The sequence below is a fragment of the Flintibacter sp. P01028 genome (genome assembly GCF_041925235.1).
GTDB classification, from domain to species: domain Bacteria; phylum Bacillota; class Clostridia; order Oscillospirales; family Oscillospiraceae; genus Lawsonibacter; species Lawsonibacter aceti.
Genome location: NZ_JBHEVC010000001.1, coordinates 249,453 through 268,014 on the forward strand (window position 1 = coordinate 249,453; position 18,562 = coordinate 268,014).

The 18,562-nt window shown below is 54.3% G+C and carries 12 protein-coding genes and 1 tRNA gene; 4 read left to right on the plus strand and 9 right to left on the minus strand.

What is annotated here, in order from left to right:
- Positions 1–19: 19 nt before the first annotated feature.
- Positions 20–1,465, plus strand: a complete 1,446-nt coding sequence (locus tag ACEVJK_RS01280) for a hypothetical protein (protein ID WP_374739824.1) — start codon at positions 20–22, stop codon at positions 1,463–1,465.
- 147 nt (positions 1,466–1,612) lie between these two features.
- Here the strand turns inward: ACEVJK_RS01280 and ACEVJK_RS01285 are convergent, their stop codons facing one another.
- The 6 genes from ACEVJK_RS01285 to ACEVJK_RS01310 all read right to left on the minus strand — a co-directional run bounded on the left by ACEVJK_RS01285 (position 1,613) and on the right by ACEVJK_RS01310 (position 12,803).
- On the minus strand, positions 1,613–5,929 hold the full coding sequence (locus tag ACEVJK_RS01285) for an S-layer homology domain-containing protein (RefSeq protein WP_374739825.1): 4,317 nt from the start codon (positions 5,927–5,929) through the stop codon (positions 1,613–1,615).
- Between the two features lie 12 nt (positions 5,930–5,941).
- Positions 5,942–7,111, minus strand: a complete 1,170-nt coding sequence (locus tag ACEVJK_RS01290; protein ID WP_374739826.1) for a zinc-ribbon domain-containing protein — start codon at positions 7,109–7,111, stop codon at positions 5,942–5,944.
- 293 nt (positions 7,112–7,404) lie between these two features.
- Complete coding sequence (locus tag ACEVJK_RS01295; protein ID WP_374739827.1) at positions 7,405–8,250, minus strand: tyrosine-type recombinase/integrase; 846 nt, start codon at positions 8,248–8,250, stop codon at positions 7,405–7,407.
- 940 nt (positions 8,251–9,190) lie between these two features.
- Entirely contained in the window at positions 9,191–11,167 is a 1,977-nt protein-coding gene (locus ACEVJK_RS01300) for a TRAP transporter permease (protein WP_374740037.1), read from the minus strand.
- A gap of 1 nt (position 11,168) precedes the next feature.
- Positions 11,169–11,669: a DUF1850 domain-containing protein gene (locus ACEVJK_RS01305; protein WP_240287186.1), complete on the minus strand. Its 501-nt coding sequence runs from the start codon at positions 11,667–11,669 to the stop codon at positions 11,169–11,171.
- A 75-nt stretch (positions 11,670–11,744) separates the two neighbouring features.
- Entirely contained in the window at positions 11,745–12,803 is a 1,059-nt protein-coding gene (locus ACEVJK_RS01310) for a TAXI family TRAP transporter solute-binding subunit (protein ID WP_374739828.1), read from the minus strand.
- Positions 12,804–13,135: 332 nt separating this feature from the next.
- Between ACEVJK_RS01310 and ACEVJK_RS01315 the strand changes: the two genes are divergently transcribed.
- Positions 13,136–14,860 (plus strand): LytS/YhcK type 5TM receptor domain-containing protein, encoded by a 1,725-nt coding sequence (locus tag ACEVJK_RS01315; RefSeq protein ID WP_262669819.1) that lies wholly within the window; start codon positions 13,136–13,138, stop codon positions 14,858–14,860.
- Positions 14,845–15,567, plus strand: coding sequence for a LytTR family DNA-binding domain-containing protein (locus ACEVJK_RS01320; RefSeq protein ID WP_186852119.1), 723 nt, complete (start codon positions 14,845–14,847; stop codon positions 15,565–15,567). Before ACEVJK_RS01315 ends, ACEVJK_RS01320 begins: the two co-directional genes overlap by 16 nt.
- Before the next feature lie 727 nt (positions 15,568–16,294).
- Here the strand turns inward: ACEVJK_RS01320 and ACEVJK_RS01325 are convergent.
- From ACEVJK_RS01325 to ACEVJK_RS01335, 3 genes are all read right to left on the minus strand, one after another.
- The gene (locus tag ACEVJK_RS01325) at positions 16,295–16,516 is read right to left on the minus strand and encodes a hypothetical protein (protein ID WP_374739829.1); all 222 of its coding nucleotides are present in this window, start codon (positions 16,514–16,516) and stop codon (positions 16,295–16,297) included.
- Between the two features lie 140 nt (positions 16,517–16,656).
- Positions 16,657–16,848 (minus strand): hypothetical protein, encoded by a 192-nt coding sequence (locus tag ACEVJK_RS01330; protein WP_240287182.1) that lies wholly within the window; start codon positions 16,846–16,848, stop codon positions 16,657–16,659.
- Between the two features lie 971 nt (positions 16,849–17,819).
- A tRNA-Gly gene (locus tag ACEVJK_RS01335) sits at positions 17,820–17,893 on the minus strand.
- Positions 17,894–18,074: 181 nt separating this feature from the next.
- Here ACEVJK_RS01335 and ACEVJK_RS01340 point away from each other — a divergent pair.
- Positions 18,075–18,449 (plus strand): desulfoferrodoxin family protein, encoded by a 375-nt coding sequence (locus ACEVJK_RS01340; RefSeq protein ID WP_366461182.1) that lies wholly within the window; start codon positions 18,075–18,077, stop codon positions 18,447–18,449.
- Positions 18,450–18,562 lie beyond the last annotated feature (113 nt).

Consider the following 18,562-nt stretch of genomic DNA (forward strand, 5'->3'; position numbering starts at 1 on the left):
GCAACGGTGAGGTTAGACTATGGACAGAAACAGAAAACCCGGCATCTATCTTCTGACAGATACCGGGAAGAAGATCGACCTGATCGGAGTGATGCCGGACGGGAAGCAGCAGAGCCTGTGCGGACTGTCGCCCATCATGGAACTGGTAGACTTCGTGAATTTTGATTTTTCTGCTTACCGTGCCCGTGTGGAACGGCTGTGGAAGGAGCACGCTGTGTTTGAAGAACGCAGAGAGGTCCCCTACGCCGACTACGAGGACTTCGCGCGGCAGGCGCTCCCTCTGGCGGAACAGCTTGCGGAGACCTCACCCGCAGCATATTGGGATGTCCTGTATCATCTGGACCCCGCCACGAAGATGCTGTATGACGGCAAACCCATCTTCCCATCTCGAAAGGCTTTTGCCGTCCTCAACGCACTGCGCCGGCCTTATTTTCTCCAGAATCGGATGCGGAATCTTTTTGAGATCGGCTTTGCAGACTTCGAGCGGGGGACGCAGCAGGATCGTTTTCGTGCGTTGAAGGACACTTGGCCGGGCCTGATCGACCGGGCGTTTCTCATTCGTTTTCTACCCCAAGCGGACGGGTCCCCCATTGGGCAGGGCAGGGAGTATGCCCTGAGCGATCTGTACGAGCTTCTTCTGGCAGAGCTGTCCCTCTACTTCCAGCAGGATGAGCAGAGGATCGCCCGGTGCGAAAACTGCTGGCGGTATTTTGTGCCCAAGACAAAAGCGGTATCGCTGTACTGCTACGGCGAAGTGGACGGTGTGCCCTGTAAAGAAGCAGGACCGAACCATATGCGGCAGTTCCGCAAGGATACCGATGCAGCATATGCAGACCATGCGCGGCTGCGCCGCAGGTTGGAGGAACGGGCCAACCGTCTGGAGCTGGCAGGGCCGGGCGTTTCCGGCGGCCTGCTCCAATTTGACAGAGGGCAGTATGATGTCTGGATGGATGAAGCGCGCAAGGCAAAAAAAGACTACCAGACAGGCAGGATCTCCGCACCGGAATTTCTGCGGCAGATCGATCCGGGCGGTGAGTTAAAGTTCCATGACGCGGCTCGGGTCAGCCTGCCGGAGCCGGGCCGGACACCCTGGCGGGAACAGATCAAGCGAAACATTGACTTTGTTCCAGGCCAGCGGTTCACGGACATGCTGCACCTGGATCTGTCGGCGGAAGATCCGAAGTGGATCATGATCACCGCTGAGGAGCAGATCCGGCGAGCCAGAGGGGGGCATACCAGCCTGCGGGATTGGTGCGATCAGGACTCCTCTGCCGACTATCAGGCCAATGCAGAGGTGATAGACAATATATTTACACCGAAAGGGATGGGGGCTGATGAGCAGGCTGTGGCTAATTTTCTCCGCGAGGCGATTCAACTGACCATGAGCGGTGAGCTGGAAGAGCTTACAAAGGAAGAGAGCCTGCACCATTCCGGAGAAGAGGAAGATCATCCCAAGGAGCAATGATCTTCCCTTGATTTTCAGCGTCCCGTAAAAAGGAGGGCGGAACGGCTGTGCCGTTCCGCCCTCCTCTCATTTGGGAGTCACTGCGAGGAGATGCCCGCTTGTTTTCTTACAGGCGTTCATAGTGAATTGGCTCATATGGCCTTTCAATCAGTTCACGAGGCCCGTCCATTTCTCCCCGCCGGAGGAGCTTCTATACTCGTGGGTATTGGTGGCCTCCATGATCTGCTCATAAGCCCAGTAGCTTGCAGGCACATCAGCGAACTTGCGCAGCTCATCGGCGTGAGCGGCAACAAAGTCTGTATCCGCCGCCCGGCCCAGCATCCGGTTCACAATGGTAGTGACCTCAGCGCGGGTGATGGTGTTGTTGGGGCGGAAGGTGCCGTCTGCATAACCGCCGATCCAGCCGTACTTGATCGCGCCCACCACCTGATCGTAGAACCAGTCGTCCGCCTTGACGTCGGTGAAGATGTTGCTCCCGCTGGTATCCAGCTTGCCAAAGCGCATGGCGATGACTGTAAACTCTGCACGGGTGATCTGGCGCTCAGGTGCGAATTGGTTGTTGCCGATGCCGTTTACGATGCCCAGAGAGGCCAGCGTATTGACAGCGGTGGCATACCAAGCATCAGCCGGGACATCGCTGAACTGCACTGTAACAGGCACATCCTTCTCCAGCAGCAGCCGGTAGAACATCTGGGCGACCTGGGCGCGGGTCATATTGTCGTCCGGTCCGAAGTTCCCGTCCGTGTAGCCGGACAGGTAGGCCATGTGGTCATGGGTGTTCAGCCAGCGGGAAACGCCGGTGTCATCCGGGGTGACCGCCGTCTTGACCCACTGGGCGTAGAGATGGGAGCTGGTGCCGCTGACCCGGTAGGTGTCTCCGGAGTCGTAGTCCCTGCCGCTGCCGTCCTTCTCGGTATTCCAGCAGAGGAATTCATAGCCGTCCCGGTCGGGGAGCAGTTTCATGTCCCCGTAGTCCCGCACCTTCATGGCGCTGGTGCTCTGGGTCTGGTAGAAGCGCTTGTCGCTTCCGAAATTGGAGTGGTAATACAGGGTGTAGTTATCGTCATCATCATGGTCGCCGCCGCTACCGCCAGTATAGCTCCACTGGGCATACAGCACCAGACTGGAATCCAGTGCAGCGATTTGCTGACCAGAGGCATATGCCGTACCTGAGCCGTCAGCAGCCGTATTCCAGCCTGTGAAGTAATGATCGGAACGGGTGAACCAACTGTTGGGCTGCACGGTGACTTGCGTCCCGGTCGTATACTGAAGTACCTGAGAAGTGCCGCTGCCTCCGTTGGCCTGATAGGTGATGGTGCTGATCCCAGCATATTTGGTATTGGTATAGTGGATGTCCGCCCACTCTGTGGAATCGGAATCATTGTTGTTATGGGCGCAGATAAGTTGACCGGTCACCTCAGAAGTAGCTATTGGAGTCTGGGGATTTGGATCTTCATGCGTTTGATGGGTAATAGCAGTGGTATACCCGTGGTTTTCTGTCTGCGTGACCGTGTATTCGATCCCGTGGTCCTGATCCAGATTTCCGGAAAACACCAGCGACTCATTGCCCTTCAAGGTGAAGGAGATCACGCCATTTTCATCAGGGGTGACCACACCGCTGATGCCGCCAGTCACAGTGCCGGTCCCGCGGTAGACGACTGGAGCGGTAAAGACCGATGCTGATCCGCCCGCGATCGGCAGACGTTCCAGCTTCAGAGTGTAGGTAAATGTATCATTGAGATTTGCGCCGGTCCCTGTTACCTCGTTCGTCACAGTGATGTCACCGGTGGAGTGTCCCGTCTCTCCCTTTTCGGCCACCAGAGCAATGTAGGCGTCGAAGGGTTCGAAATTTAGGCTGATGACCGTGACCGGGATCTTGCAAACAGGACCGATCGTGCCGGTGACTTTCTCCACCTGGACCTTCAGATTCGTTCCGCCGAGAATAGCGGCAGTAATGCAGTTTTCATAGGCAGATTGACCGCCTGTAAAATCGATGGAACTGCTGACCGCATACGACACGGCCCCGCCCAGACTCTGCCCATCGGGCAGGTCCAGCGTCAAATTTCTCAGGTTGAAAAGATAGGTCTTGGCAAGATCGTTGGTGATGGTCAGCGTTCCGGACGCGGAAGCATCCGCAGGCATCGCAGCCTTTGTAATGTTCACGGTTTTTGTGCTGGAAGCGGGGATCAGCGTATAGTGCGGGGCGCGTTCTCCGGTCAGGGTATAGGTGACCGTCGCGGTGCGCGTTCCTACATTGGCACTGTCCAGAATGGCAGAGCCGCCCAGAAAAACCTTGCCCTCATCACTGGCAACCAGCGCATCGGATGCGTAATTTTGCCCAAAGACCGTCACTGACTTTTTCCCATTGTAGGCCCATGTATAGCTGCCACCTTCTGCGGCCTTCTCATTCAGGATCAAGCCAGTTTCATCAACGGCGATGATCTTGGGGGCTACGTTCAGGACGAAAGTGCCGGTCACGCTGGGATATACAGTAGTACCGTCACCTCCTGTGTGTGACGCGATTGTTGCGGTGATAGTCGCCTGCCCCTTACCGGTAATAGTCACCTCAGCGGTTCCGTTTGTATTCGAGGTGACGGTGGCGACCGCCTCATTGCTGCTGCTCCATGTCACATCACTTTCAATGGGGACCTCTGTTATTCCGTCTTTCTCCGTCATCTCGGCGGTCAGGTAGAACGGGGCATCTCCGTAGGTTTTGCCTTCCTCTCCGCCTCCCACAATGGTCACCATTGGAGGCTCGGTATCGGAGATGTGGAGCACCATGCTGCCGCTCTGGTTATTTTCAAAGTTTTGGCTCTGATGTGTGTATGTCCAATAGACCGTAGTATCAGGCCCTGTGGGGATGTTCACATCGGTCAACGGTTCCGTGCAATCCTCGTCAACATACCATGTAACGGTTCCATAGTTTCCAATTTCACGCTGTATATATTCCGGTCCTATGCTGCTGCTCAGAGACGGCGCGAAAGGAAGCCCATCGGGAAGGCTGTCCCGCCAGACCGTCCAGCTTTGGGGCATGGTCACGGTCAGGTCAGCAGGTTTGATTTCGTAGGATAATTCCACCTCTCCGGAGAGCAGGTTTCCACTATGGGCTGCTTCCAACTGGAAAGAATACGTTCCTGCGTTTTTGATCGGATCAACAGGCTTGGCCAGCGTGTAGTCAACGTTCTCTGTAAAGTCCTGCTCATAGCCCCAGAGTTCCAACCGGACCGTCACATCGGGCGACTGCACTTTGCCGGTATAGGTTTGGGGGGATGCAGGCGTAATGGTCACCAGTTCTTCAGTCAGGGGTAACTGCACCGCCGCAGGAGCGGCCACGTCCAGCGTTCCGCTGCCGCGAGTCTGATCGACATCGCCCTTCAGGATTAGATAGGAGGTATCACTTGAACTGTTGGTACCGCTCAGTTCGATCTCGCCGTTGTTGGTCAGGGTGGAACCGGCATCCATCGTCAGGCTCACCGGCTGCTTGGTCCGGTCGTTGGCCTTGATGGACAGTGTTGTAGCGCTGGCGACCGTCAGGTCATAGTCCAGAATCGGGTCGCCCCAGACCTCAATGGTGGCATTGTTGTCATTCAAAATGACGGTGCCATCGCTTTCTACCGCGGCAGTCGTTTCATCGCTATTGTAACTGCAGAAAATGGCGTCCCAATCAGCAAAGCCCTGATTGGCGCCGATCCCGTTAGGTGCCACGATGACAGCGTTGCCGTTCACGCCGGTGGAGAAGAATCCGTGATTGGAGGGATCTCCGATCCCCCTGCCGCCGGCGCCGATGCTGACGGTGCCACTGTCGCCGCCCACGGCATAGACCACGCCGCCGTTGATGGTGATCGTGCCGTTAAAGTTGGCATTCTCGCCGGAGCCCAGTCCCGCACCGGTAGAAGCTCCGATTTCGCCACCGAACGCCTGGACAAAACCGCCGTTGATGGTGATGTTGCCGGTCTGGGTGCCGCTACCGATCATATATCCGCCGCCGATACCGGCGCCTCCGCCCACGCCGTGGACGATGACGGTACCGCCGTTGATGATGATATCACCAAACGCGTTTTCGTTATATCCGCCGCCGATGCCGGCGGCGCCGTTGCTGGCTGTCGCGTCACCATAGACCTCCAGACTTCCGGAGCCTTCAATGGTCAAGGTGGAGCCGGCTTCCACCCAGATGACAGGCTTGTTTGTATCACCCTGAAGGACATTTTCGCCCGCCAAGATCAGGGTGACGTCTGCTCCGTTGCAGATATCAATGGCGGAGACAGCCCCATCAAAGATACTCTCACCTTTCGGATCATCGATCGTCAAATTATTCAGAATCGCCGTGGTCGTCACGCCGTCAAACACGATTTTTTCGCTCCGCTCTCCGGAGTATTCAACGTCTCCTGCGGCAACTGCGCCGACCTGCAGCAACCCCGTGAGCAGACAGAGTGTCATCAAAATTGCTAAGATCCGTTTTTTCACTTCTCATTCCTCCTATTGTGTTTTTCTTTCGGGCCGAGAATTGGCTGACCGGCCCTGTTTTGCTTCCACCTCCGCCAGTACCTGCCAGTAGCGTTCCTGCCGCTCCGGGCGGACTCTGCCGGCACAGACGGGACAGCCGCATTTCTGCGGCCCCGCTCTGGAATAAACGATGGCTTTCCAGATATGCCCGCTGGGACACTCCCACCACGCCGTTCTGTGGCTCCCAGCCGTCACCTGATCCGGAGTGAGGGTCCCGTTGAGGGTGGGGTGCCACTGGGCGGCTACCTCCGGGGCCAACGTCGCTAGATCGTTGAAGCCGGGGAGGGCGGTTTTCCCGGAACAATAGGGGCACCCGCTGCCGTGCTGGGTGCGGGCAGACACCGTCGCCTGCCACACATGGCCCAGTTCATCCCGCCACCACACCCTCCGGTTGCTGTACGGGGATACGGCGGAGGGCAGCAGCGTTCCGTTCTTCTCTGGGTGCCACTGGGCGGCGATGGCAGGAAACTGGCTCTCCAAATCGTTTTCCCCGGCTACCACCAGCTTTCCCGCACAGACGGGGCAGCCCGCCCCGCCACAGGCCCGAGAGTAGACCTTGGCCTGCCATGCGTGTCCCTTGGGGCACAGCCACCAGACCTTGCGGGAGTTTCCGGCTACCACATCCTGAGGCATCAGGACACCATTTTTCGTGGGATGCCACTGCTTTGCCAGCTCCGGGTGGGTGGTGGCAAGGTCGTTGACCCCCCACATCAGGACCCGGCCGGCGCAGACGGGACAACCGCAGCCGCCCAGCGTGCGGGATTTGACGATGGCCTGCCATTCATGGCCCTGTTCGCAGACCCACCACGCCTTGAAGTGGCCCCCCACGGTGACGCGCTCCGGCGTCATGGGCAGGTTTTTAGTGGGATGCCATTGAGCCAACAGATCCGGTCGTTGGGATGCCAGATCATTTTCCCCCGGCCATGCCTGCTTCCCGGCGCAGTAGGGACACCCGCTGCCCTTGGTGCGGGTATAGACCGCCGCCTGCCATGCGTGCCCCTTGGGGCACAGCCACCAGATCTTCTGCCTGCTGCCGTAGGATACCTGCCTTGGCGTCAGCGACCCGTTTTTGACTGGGTGCCATTGGGTCAGCAGGGCCAGCGCGTTCCGCTCCGCGCAGTAGTCGTAGAGCGAGGTACGCAAAGTTCATCACCCTCCTTCATCACAGAATTCGCATTCCATTTTCTGTTTGCTTATCCACAGTAGGCAAATAGATTCCACGCGGATAAAAAACGGCTTCCCCCTCGCCCCAAGGACAGGTGGAAAGCCGCAGTAAAGCAGGCCACAAAAGCATTTCTTTTTGTGGCTTATATTTTCGTGCCAAAATATGGCCGGTTTGCTTGTGCTTTTGGAAATGCTATGGTAAAATGGACACATAATATGTAGTTTTATGGTTTGGACATCCGTATTATCATGTCAGAATGCGAATTCTGTGATCATGAAACCAGCCCCAGCCGGTCCAGCTGCCGCTGATGCTCCGCCCCGGAGGTCAGCAGGTAGATCCGGGTAGTCTCGATGCTGGAATGTCCCAGCACGTCCGCCAGCTTTACGATATCCCGGCTGGCCCGGTAAAAGGCCGTGGCGAACAGATGGCGGAAGTTGTGTGGGAAGACCTTGCTGGCCGTGACCCCTGCAGCCCTGCACAGCCCCTTCATCTCTGCCCAAATTTGGCGGCGGCTGAGCGATGTTCCGTTTCTGGTGAGAAAGATCTCGCCGGAAGCGGTCTTGTTTTTCTTGGCGTATTTTAGCAGCTTGCGGCAGAGCTTGTTGGGCAGGAGGATCACCCGGATCTTGCCCTTCAGGGCGATCTCCGCCCGGCCATCTTTTGCAGCCTCCACCGTGATATACCGCACCTCAGACACCCGGATTCCGGTGGCGCAGATGGTCTCCATCAGCAGGGCCAGCCGCGCCTTGCCCTGTGCTCTTGCCGCGGCGGTGAGGGCGTCGTAGTCGCTGCGGGTCAGGTCCCGGCTGTCGTCCCGGAACATCCGCCGCTGGAGCTTGAGAAATTTCACCCGGCAGTCCCCGAGGCCCAGAAAGTCCAGCAGCCCGTTCAGGGCGGAGAGCATGGCGTTGACGCTGGCGGGGGCGTAGCCCTGCTCTGTCAGATGGGCTTTCCACTCCGCCGCCCGCTCTTTGGTGATCTCCCGCCCATCCAGCCAGTGGGTAAAGTTTCGAAGATCCCGGAGATATTTTTCTATGGTCGCCGTGCTTTTTTCCTCCAAGCGGAGGTGGTTTGCATACGTCGAAATGTGTTCCGATATTGATTTTTGTTTGTTCATGAGATCCCTCCTCAATCGTCCTATATGGCTATTTTACAGGTACAGCAAAGCCCACAGCGGCAAATTCCGCTGTGGGCTTTCGGTTCCTTTTGCCGTATTGGTAGGATACCCACTGGCAGAGGGAAATCATGCACTTTTTTATGATTTGATTTTTACACGATTTTTGCAGCATCATTACTCCCCCCTCTGCTCGTTGTGACCGGCAAACAAACCATACCGGGAGACGGTCGGAAAGTCGAGAGGGAAATTTGATCCAATATGTAGAAAATTAGAATCTGCAATTTCAGAATATAAAAAACCGTTGGGGAGAGTTGCATCTGCAACTCTCCCCAACGGTTCCGTATCGGTTTGTATGGAATCCCCAGTCCCAAAGATGTCCTTATTATGTTTTGTCTTGACACAGCGACTGGTCTTTGATGATGATAAAGAACGCAGAGGAGTAGCGTTGGTATCAAATTAAGCAATATTTCCAAACCATGTACCGTAGTCCGTGGACAGAAAATTTGCCTTTCTGCGAGAACTGAGAGTTTCCCTACTCAAAAAACTAAGGCCTGTGGTGCTCCACAAGCCTTAATTTCCCCCATACATGGTGTTAAGCCCCATAGGTCCACATTGTGTACCTATGGGGCTTAACCCTAAGGTGTGGCTATTTTTATAAGGTATCGCAACGGCCACTTCGGGTTTCCATCTCCATGCTCAGTACCAAATTCAAGCCCGGCAAAGTGGTCTCATTCATTAAAACACCCAAGAGTAATGCGGCCAACGGCTTCTTTTTTACAGTTTTAGACCGATTTTAACTTATAGTAGAACCAAAGGCCCCGCCCAAAGGAGTGCGGGGCCTTTACTTTCAGCAAATCCCAGTACCTGGGTTTTTTCCTGAAATAGCGGGCCGATCTGGCAGGAATCTCTGCCGGGTGACCTGTTTCAGAGAATATTGCTGCTATGCCGCGGTAGGTTTTCTGTTCCGGTTGGCAACCACAAATTTCTGGAACAAAATGATGACGAACAAACCACCTATTCCGATCAGATCAGTAATTGCGCCACTATCTATGAGCATCATAGCCGCACCAAAGGAAATGACCCTCAACACCGGATTCAGCCGACCAAAGAGATAACCTTCTACCGCCGCACCGATCAGCACCACGCCGATACAGGAGGTTATGACCACACGAGTACCACTGATAAAATCTACGTCCATCAGCAGGAGCTGCTGACTATAAACGAACATATAAGGGACAATGAATCCGGCCAGGGCTAGTTTTACCGATTGCCAGCCTGTCTTCATAGGATTGCCGCCCGACAATCCAGCCGCGGCAAAGGCCGCCAGAGCAACGGGGGGAGTCAGGTTGGCGAACATGGCGAAGTAGAAACAGAACATGTGGGCCGCGATAGCGGGGATCCCCAGCTCCACCAGAGCAGGAGCCGCGATGGTGGCCGTAATCAAGTAGGAGGGGATGGAAGGCAGGCCCATACCCAGGATCATACAGGTAACCATGGTAAACAGCAGGGTCAGGAACAGGTTTTGGTGACCAATGCTAATAATGGTGTTGGCCACGTTCAGGGCAAAACCGGTCAGGCCGCAGATACCCACGATGATACCCACGCAGGCGCAGGCGATAGCCACAGAAACAGTGGATTTAGCGCCCGCTACAAAGGCCTCACAGATATCCTTGACGCTCATACGGCTGATGGGCCGAAGTTGAGCCACTACAATGGTGACCACGATAGTCCAGAAGGCGCTGAAAATCACCGTCTTGCCGCTCCAGATCAACATGTAAAGCAGGAAGGCGATGGGGATGAGCAGGTGGCCGCGCTCCTTCATTACCTGTCCCACCCGAGGCAGTTGGTCCTTGGGCAGGCCCAGTAGGTTATCCTTGGTGGCCCGCATCTGTACCTGGATGATGATACCCAGATAATAGATCAGGGCCGGGATCACAGCCGCCTTGATGATCTCTCCATACTGGACGCCCAAGGTCTCTGCCATAACAAAGGCAGCGGCTCCCATGATAGGGGGCAGAAGCTGGCCGCCCACAGAGGCGGTGGCCTCCACAGAGCCGGCAAACTCTTTGCTATAGCCGGTCTTTTTCATCAGAGGGATAGTAAAGGTGCCGGTAGTCACCACATTGGCCACAGCAGAGCCGTTGATGGAGCCCAGGAAACCAGAGGCCAACACGGCCACCTTGGCGGGGCCGCCCTTTGTGTGACCAGCCAAAGCGTTGGCGATGTCATTAAAGAACTGGCCCATGCCGCACTTGTTCATGACTTCGCCAAAGATGATGAACAGCACAATATAGGTGGCGGACACCTGGATGGAGGTGCCATAAATTCCATAGATATCGGTAGTCAGGTAAGTGACGATCCGGTGCCAGGTGTAACCGCGGTGCATGAATACGCCGGGGAAAGAGCGGCCGAAGATGGCATAGATTAGGAAAATCCCGCTCAAGATCGTCAGTGCCGGACCACTGATCCGGCGGGAACACTCCATGACCAGGAAAATCATGATGGTGCCCATCACTACGTCGATCATCTCTCCCTGGAAACCAGTGGAGATAAAAGTGGGATAGCGCAGAAACACATAGATGGGCATGGCCGCAGAGAAGATCAGGAACACCCAATCATACCAGACGATCTTTCTGCGGGTCGATTTTTTAAATGCGGGATACAGAGCAAAGCCCAGCACCAGGATAAGCCCCACATGGATGGCGTGGTGCTTAATGCTGACCATCTGGAGCGCCCGGATTCCAGAGGCATAGGCCAGGTGGTAGATAGTGAAGGCCAGGCAGATAAAATAAATCAGCTTTACCAGCCAGCCTGCGTCAAATTTGCGGGTACGAGACTCCTTCTCGTACTTCTCCATAATCTCTGCGCCCTTGGCCTCATCAATGGGCGACGCTTCGATCACAGGATTCTTTTCCATGTCAGCCAATGGAGAGGTACCCCCTTTTCATAATCATATCACCCCGGATTCGGCTGGCGTCCGGCAGTGTCCGAAAGTCAAAAATCTCCTCGCCATTGAGCTGCAGCCCCTTCATATAAGAAGCCGATGTGATCCACCTAAACTGCTCAAAACGGCTGTTGATCTCCTCCATCCAGACTAACCCATCCTCGATGTGGGTGGGCACGTCCATTTCTGCCGGAATTCCCGCGCCGTATCCCGCCACTGCGATGGCATCCAGGTTGAATGCGCCGTCGTCGGTCACGGTGTAATATTCGTACCAGGGAATGTGCTCAAAAGAATGTTCAATCTCCAGCCGGAGCTGGTCGCCGGGGCCAGCCGGGACTTCCAGTACGACCCGTTCGTTCTCCCTGTCATAGAGCTGGAAAACCATATGTGGGCTAAGAAATGCCCACCACAGAGCCGCGCACACCACCGCAGCTAAAACTGCCAGCGGCAGAAAAAAGTGAGCCTTGTGTCTCATTCGAATGCGTCCTCAAAAAAGGCCGGAGGACAGACTATGGTATTTGTCCTCCGGCACGAGGGTTTACATCAACAGTTACAGGTAGCCGTTGTCCTTCCAGAACTCCTCGGCGCCAGGGTGCAGGGGGAGCTGGATGTCGTCGACACCGAAGGTGATGTCAATGTTCTCGTTGGCGGTGTTGTGGGAATTTTTAATGGTATCAATGTTAGCAAAAATACCCTCCAGCATGTCGTACACCATCTCATTGCTCAGATCATCCCGGACCAACATGATGTTGTACACAAAGATGCCCTCGATATCCTCAGTGTTGTTATAGGTATTGGCGGGGATGACAGACTTGGCATAGTAGGGATACTCCTCCACCAACTTGTCGCGGCCCTCGCCGTCCAGAGGGACCACCACCATGTCATACTGAACACCCAGGTCCATAACCGTGGCGTTGGGCAAACCGGAGGTGACGAACACGGCGTCACACTGGCCGTTCTTCATGTTCTCGATAGCCTCGCCGTAGGCCAGGTAGTCTGGGGTAATGTCATCGTAAGTAATGCCATAGGCGTTAAGGATCATACGAGCGTTGATCTCCACGCCGGAGTTGGCGGCACCTACTCCCACGCGCTTGCCCACCAGGTCCTGGATGGAGGTGATGCCGGTGTCGGCGGTGGTAACCAGCTGAACATAGTTAGGCCACAAGCGCATCAGGGCACGCAGGTTCTCGGCTGGTTCGATGCCGTCATAGGCCTCGGTGCCGGTGTAGGCTTGCATGACAGCGTCCTGCATGGCGATGGCGATCTCTAGATCACCGTTGAGCATATTCTGGATGTTCTGTCCAGTGGCGTTGGTGGACTCGGCGCTGGTCTTATAGCCCCAGTCCGCCAAGGCGGTGGCAAAGGCACCGCCAATGGGGAAATAGATACCGGAGGTTGGGCCGGTGCCCACAGTGATAAACTCACCGGCGCGCTCATCCGCGGTCAGCCCCTTCTCACTGCCGCCCCCAGCGGAGCCATCCGGAATAGAGGCAGAGCTTCCGCCGCCGTTAGACCCTCCCCCGTTGGAGGTATTCTCCGTTCCGTTGGAGCAGGCGACTAGGGACAGTGCCATGGAAAGCGCAAGAGCCAAAGCCAGGATCTTCTTCATCTTTCAATTCTCTCCTTTTCTTCAAAGTAGTTCTTTTATTTCAGCGGCCATCCGTGGAAATAAAAGCGGAGCTCACAATACGCACAATTTTTCCGCTTTCTATGGCGCATTTTATGTGCAAAAAACATCTTCGTCAACGAATTTTCGGCCTAAGGTCATTTTACCTGTGAGAACGGTTGGAAACCGTGTGAGAACGGTTCCTCCACTTTCTTGAAAATCCAGCCCGTTCATGTTAAACTTATGATTGTTAAGAATCTGTTAATTGCCACAGCTATATCCGGTCCGGCCACGGCTCCTCGCCCATTTGACTTGCCAGGAACGAGGTGAACTGTATGAAGAACAGCTTGCTGATCTATCTCCTGCTTAACATCAGTCTGCTCTACATCGTCGCCGCCATTCTGACGGAGGTCCGCCCTCTGCGCATCATACTGAAGCGCAGGGTCCGTTCCGTCCCCAATCAGCTATGCCTGGGACTGATCTTCGGCCTGCTGTCCATCAGCGGGACCTATACAGGAATGAATTTCCAGGGGGCGGTAGTCAACACGCGGGTGGTGAGCACTGTGGCTGCTGGTCTTGTGGGCGGCCCCCTCTCCGGACTGTGCGCGGGCGCTCTCAGCGGCCTGCACCGCTATCTTTTTGATCCGAGCGGCTTCACCTCTCTGGCCTGTGGGGTGGGTACCTTTGGCTTTGGTATCATCGGCGCTCTGTGCTACCGCCGATTCAGCCGGTGTTCCAGGCGGAACCTCGCCCTTGTCGCCATTACTCTTGTATCCGAACTGGTACAATGTGTCTTGATTCTGATTTTGGCTAAACCCTTTGAGGCCGCTATCGCCCTGGAGAAGGTAATCCTTCTGCCCAAGATGGTGGTGAATTCTCTGGGGCTTGTCATCTTCATGACTTTGCTCAACCGACTCAACCGCAGTTTGACCATTGAACTGGTAGAGCAGCAGTACCTCGCCCTGTACATCGCTCAGAAATGCCTCCCCTATCTCCGAGAGGGCCTTGGGGATAGGCACGCCCTCCAACAGGCGACGGATACCGTCCGAGCCACCTTGCCTGATTTTCAGGTGATCATCACAGACCGGGAGCAGGTACTGGCCTCCAGTGGTATTGCCCTTCAGGGTCACCCCCTGCCCGAACCTGCCCGCCAGGCCCTAGAGCGGAGAGAACTGGTGGTAATGCAGGATTTTCCCGGCGAGGTAGACGTACCAGTTCACCAGGAAGACAACGCCGCCATTGCCGCCCCTCTTATGTGGGATGACGAGGCAGTGGGTGTTTTGATCCTGGTGGTCCCTATGGGACCCAATCTAATTCTGGATGCAGACATCCGCACGGCGGACGGTTTGGCCCAGCTTTTTTCTTCCCAACTGGAGCTGGGAGAATTCCACCACCAGATCGAGCTGCGGCGGCAGGCAGAGTTCCGGGCCCTTCAGTCCCAGATCAATCCTCACTTCCTATATAACGCACTAAACACTATCTCCGCCCTGTGCCTCACCGACTCCGAACGGGCACGAGAGACCATTCTGATTTTGGCCAGCTATTTGCGCCAAACTCTATCTATCAACGAGCCCTTTGTTACCTTAGTCCAGGAGATGTCCAATGTGGATAACTATCTGGCCCTTGTAGATGCCCGCTTTGAGGGAGCTATCCATGTGACCCGCGAGCTACCTGACGACCTGACCCGGCTCCACCTCCCTCCGCTGATTCTCCAGCCGATTGTTGAGAATGCAGTACGCCACGGAAGCACCTCTGTAGATGAGCGACACGTCTGTATCTGCATTCGCCAGGATCAGGAGCGGGCCTATATCCAAGTCTCTGACCGGGGCCACGGATTTCCGCCCCAGGTTCTAGAGATGCTTCAGGACCCGGAAGATCCAAGCTACTCCGGCCTGTTCAATGTACGGAAGCGGCTTCGCAGCATCTACGGAGAACAGTGCAAATTTACCATCGACAGCTCCCAAGCCGGCTCTACTGTGTTTTTCTCTATTCCCCTGACTCCGCCTTCCCAGTCCTATTCTGATGTGAAAAGGAGTGAGGTCCAGTGCGTATCGCAGTAATCGATGACGAGAAATATTCCCGCCTTGAGTTGATCCACCAGATTCGTCAACATCTGCCACAAGCCGAAATATTTGAGGCATCCAGTGGTGCCCAGGGAATCCAGTTGCTGGAGAAGGATACCTTTGATATTCTTTTTATAGACATCCATCTGGGTGACCTGGAGGGAACTACGGTGGCCTCCCTCGCTCGCCGTCTCATGCCATTGGCGAAGATCATCTTCGCCACTGCGTACTCTGAGTACGCGGTCACTGCCTTTGAACTTCGGGTAGACGACTATATTCTCAAACCCTTTGATCCCCAGCGAATCCGTCAGGCGCTGGACCAGTGTGTGGCAGAGCTTCAGTCTTCTCCCCACAAGACCCCTGGGCCGCTCCGTCTTGCCGTCAGCTGTAACCGTCATACCATTCTGCTTGATGTCAATGACGTGACCTATATTGAGACTGACGGGGCCGGCCGTGGTTGTGTCCTCCATACTCTGTCCGGCGAATCTTACAGCGACAACTCTCCTATGTCTGAGTATGAAAGCCGCCTGGATGGGCAGGGTTTTTACCGCATCCACAAGACTTGCCTAGTCCACCTGAAATATATCCAGGATATTTTTCCCTGGAATAACAGCAGCTTTGCCCTCCGGGTCCGCGGCTCCTCCGATTCCCTCCCTATCGGCCGGGATCGGGTAAAGGAACTGCGCCGGCGACTTCATATTTAAATTTTTGTACTCCAGATATCTTCTCTTACCCTGACAGCTTGATCGAGTATTCGACTGATACTAGTTGTGAATTTTTAATATTTTAGTCAGATCTGCGCCAAAGTAAGGAGCAAATCAAGTCTTTGTTTGGGACTACTTGGTTTATTGAGCCAGAAATTACAGTTCGTGGTCATTTTCAGTAGGAATATTATAGAGTCGTTTGAGGCCATAAGTATCCTTGTCCGCCTTATATTTTCTCCTTAGAGTGGGTCCTTCTGGTGGATTCACCATGAATCTACCCTCGTCTACGGTCAAGACGCAAGAGCACCTTGGCGGGGCCCTTGCTTTTTATTCATCATTGGAGTTTGTATAGGTTAGAACTGAAGCTCCCATTCTCCCGCTTGACCGTGGACTGAGAGAGCCAACTCAGCGGCTATAATCCGGATCCCCGGCCAGCACTGTCTCTCGTTGTCCCATAGCGGCGGTTACCTTCTGTAATGGACCCGCCGTGCCGCAGGCAGTCGGCTCTCATGGCTCTCAAATCCTTCAGCGGCCCATCCCCTCGCAAGCTGTCACAAACCGCTACAGGATATCTTTGAATTCCGGCATGTTGAACCGGTCGTCATTGTGAGGCCACCAGGTATATCAGAACTCCTTCCCGCCGTGGCCGTAGTCAAGTCTTATATGGCCGACTGTACTGAGGGCTTTGTCCTTTTCAGGCTCCAGCTCGGAATAGAACAGTCCCGCCTCATCCGGTAAGGCAGGGCGTAAATTCTTGATTATCTTGGGGGTATGCCAAATCATGTTCCTCGCAGAACTGTTCCCAGAACTGTTCCAAGGTTATTTTCTCTCCAAGCAGGCGGAATACGCCGTTGATTCGGCGTAAGACCGTTTTCTCCCGTTTCAGTGGGTGTAGGGAGAGTATCGTGCCGTCATGATGCATGGGGGCTGCTCCGATGTTAATTCTCATAGGATCTTCTTCTTTCTGAGCTGCGCCTCATATATTGTGCCGTTTTCACCATGCTGGTGGGCAAACCACTCAGTAACCTCACGGTTCATCGTCCATGACAATTCCCTGGCATTTTGGGCGTTGAGTGGGATCACAGTGTGTTAGGCCGTCATCACATCGTCCAGACGCCGGAACAGATCGTACTCCCCCTCATTCATCAGCCTGTGTGGGTCAATAGAACGAAACATATCCAACAGATTTCTTTTGCTGAGATTCGGGTCATTGTTTGGGGACTCCGTACCGATCCACGCATACGAGAGAAACAGGGTGATATCCTGCTCACACAGATGCATAGCCGCCAATTTCAAGTAACCGAACCGGTACGGCGGTGAACATCAGAAGAAGACCTACAGCAGTTTCTGTCGCGTTGATCTGCTGTCTCATATTTTCTGCCAGAAATGGAGTACGCTGGGATCATCCAGCAGATTTCCAGCCGACAGGCTGCCGTCCTCATCGTGGATACCTACCAAGGCATGTCCATAAAAGCATGTTTGACAACCAGCGGTGACATTTTTGTGGGTCGGATGTCAAACCAAAACAGTGTGTGGGCCAGCGACTTCAAGGCGGCAAGGCGTGCCTGAGCGCCGTGTTGGATTTGTTACGGAAGGAATATTGTTGCGTTTTCCCTGAGCCGTCGTAATAATACTCCTCTGTTTCTGAATACTTTCGAGCAGGCTCTTCAGAAATATCCGCACACAAAGCCGCTGCTTCACAACGGCCTGGGTGTCCAATACACCAGCCGCCCCTTCCAAAAAGTTATGAAACGGGCTAGCATATACCAGAGTATGTTCCGCGTTTGACGCTGTCTTGATAACACCCCGATGGAGGGGTTCTGGGGTATCCTGAAAACGGGATTGTAACGCCTCTATCATTTTGAGGACTATGATACCTTTCGGGAGGCAATCTGTGCATACATTAACTTCTATAACAACCATTGACATCAGAAAAAGCTTGGCTGTATGACGTCGGCGGAATTTATCGAAACTTCCACTAAATAAAAAACAGAGGATCCTACTGGCTATAGAATCCTCTGCTTAATTTTTTATCTTTTGCTTTGTCTGCTTGACAAGGAGCAGTTCATCGCCTTTTTGATTTGAAAAAGGGCGTTTATTTCTGCCTTTGGTTCCAAAAAGTGCAAGTCTATTCGATTTCAGAAATCCTCGTCTGGCATCTTTTTTACCTTCAGAAATTTTACAAATAAAAAGCCGCAACACCCTGGAACAGTAAGCTTACAGCCCACTATATCCAAATTGTTGCGGCTTTTTGGAGCAGGTGAAGGGAATCGAACCCTCGTGTTCAGCTTGGGAAGCTGACATTCTGCCATTGAACTACACCTGCAACTTGATAGCTTATATATGATAGCATAATCGTCTGTACTTTGCAAGGGAAAATTCTCATATTTTGAGGAACAATTCTTCCCCAAAATAATTGGATTATTTTGGAGTATTCCAATCTCTTTTCTTGACTTTCTCTTCTGGGCATACTATAATAAAATTATAAGCAAATAATGAGAGGAGTTATTATTATGAAATTTTATCGCTGTGAGCACTGCGGCAATATCATCACCTTTGTTCATTCCGCCGGCGTACCTGTCATGTGCTGTGGCCAGAAGATGACCGAGCTGGTTCCAGGCACCACTGACGGCGCCGCCGAGAAGCACGTCCCTGTTGTGGAAGTTCAGGGCAGCACTGTTCAGGTCAAGGTAGGCTCTGTGGAGCATCCCATGCTGCCCGAGCATTTTATTCAGTTCATCGCCATCGAGACCAAACACGGCAGCCAAATCAAATATCTCCAACCTGGTGAGAAGCCGCAGGCCTCCTTTGTGCTGGCTGACGGCGATCAGCTGGTGGCCGCTTATGAGTACTGCAACCTCCATGGCCTTTGGAAAGCCTGAACCCATAGTTTCCATGAATCGCAATAGGCGGCGTGACTGTTTGTCGCGCCGCCTTTTTGTCTGCTGATTTTACGACAGCGCGGCCGCCCTGTAAAAAGGGCGGCCGCGCTATT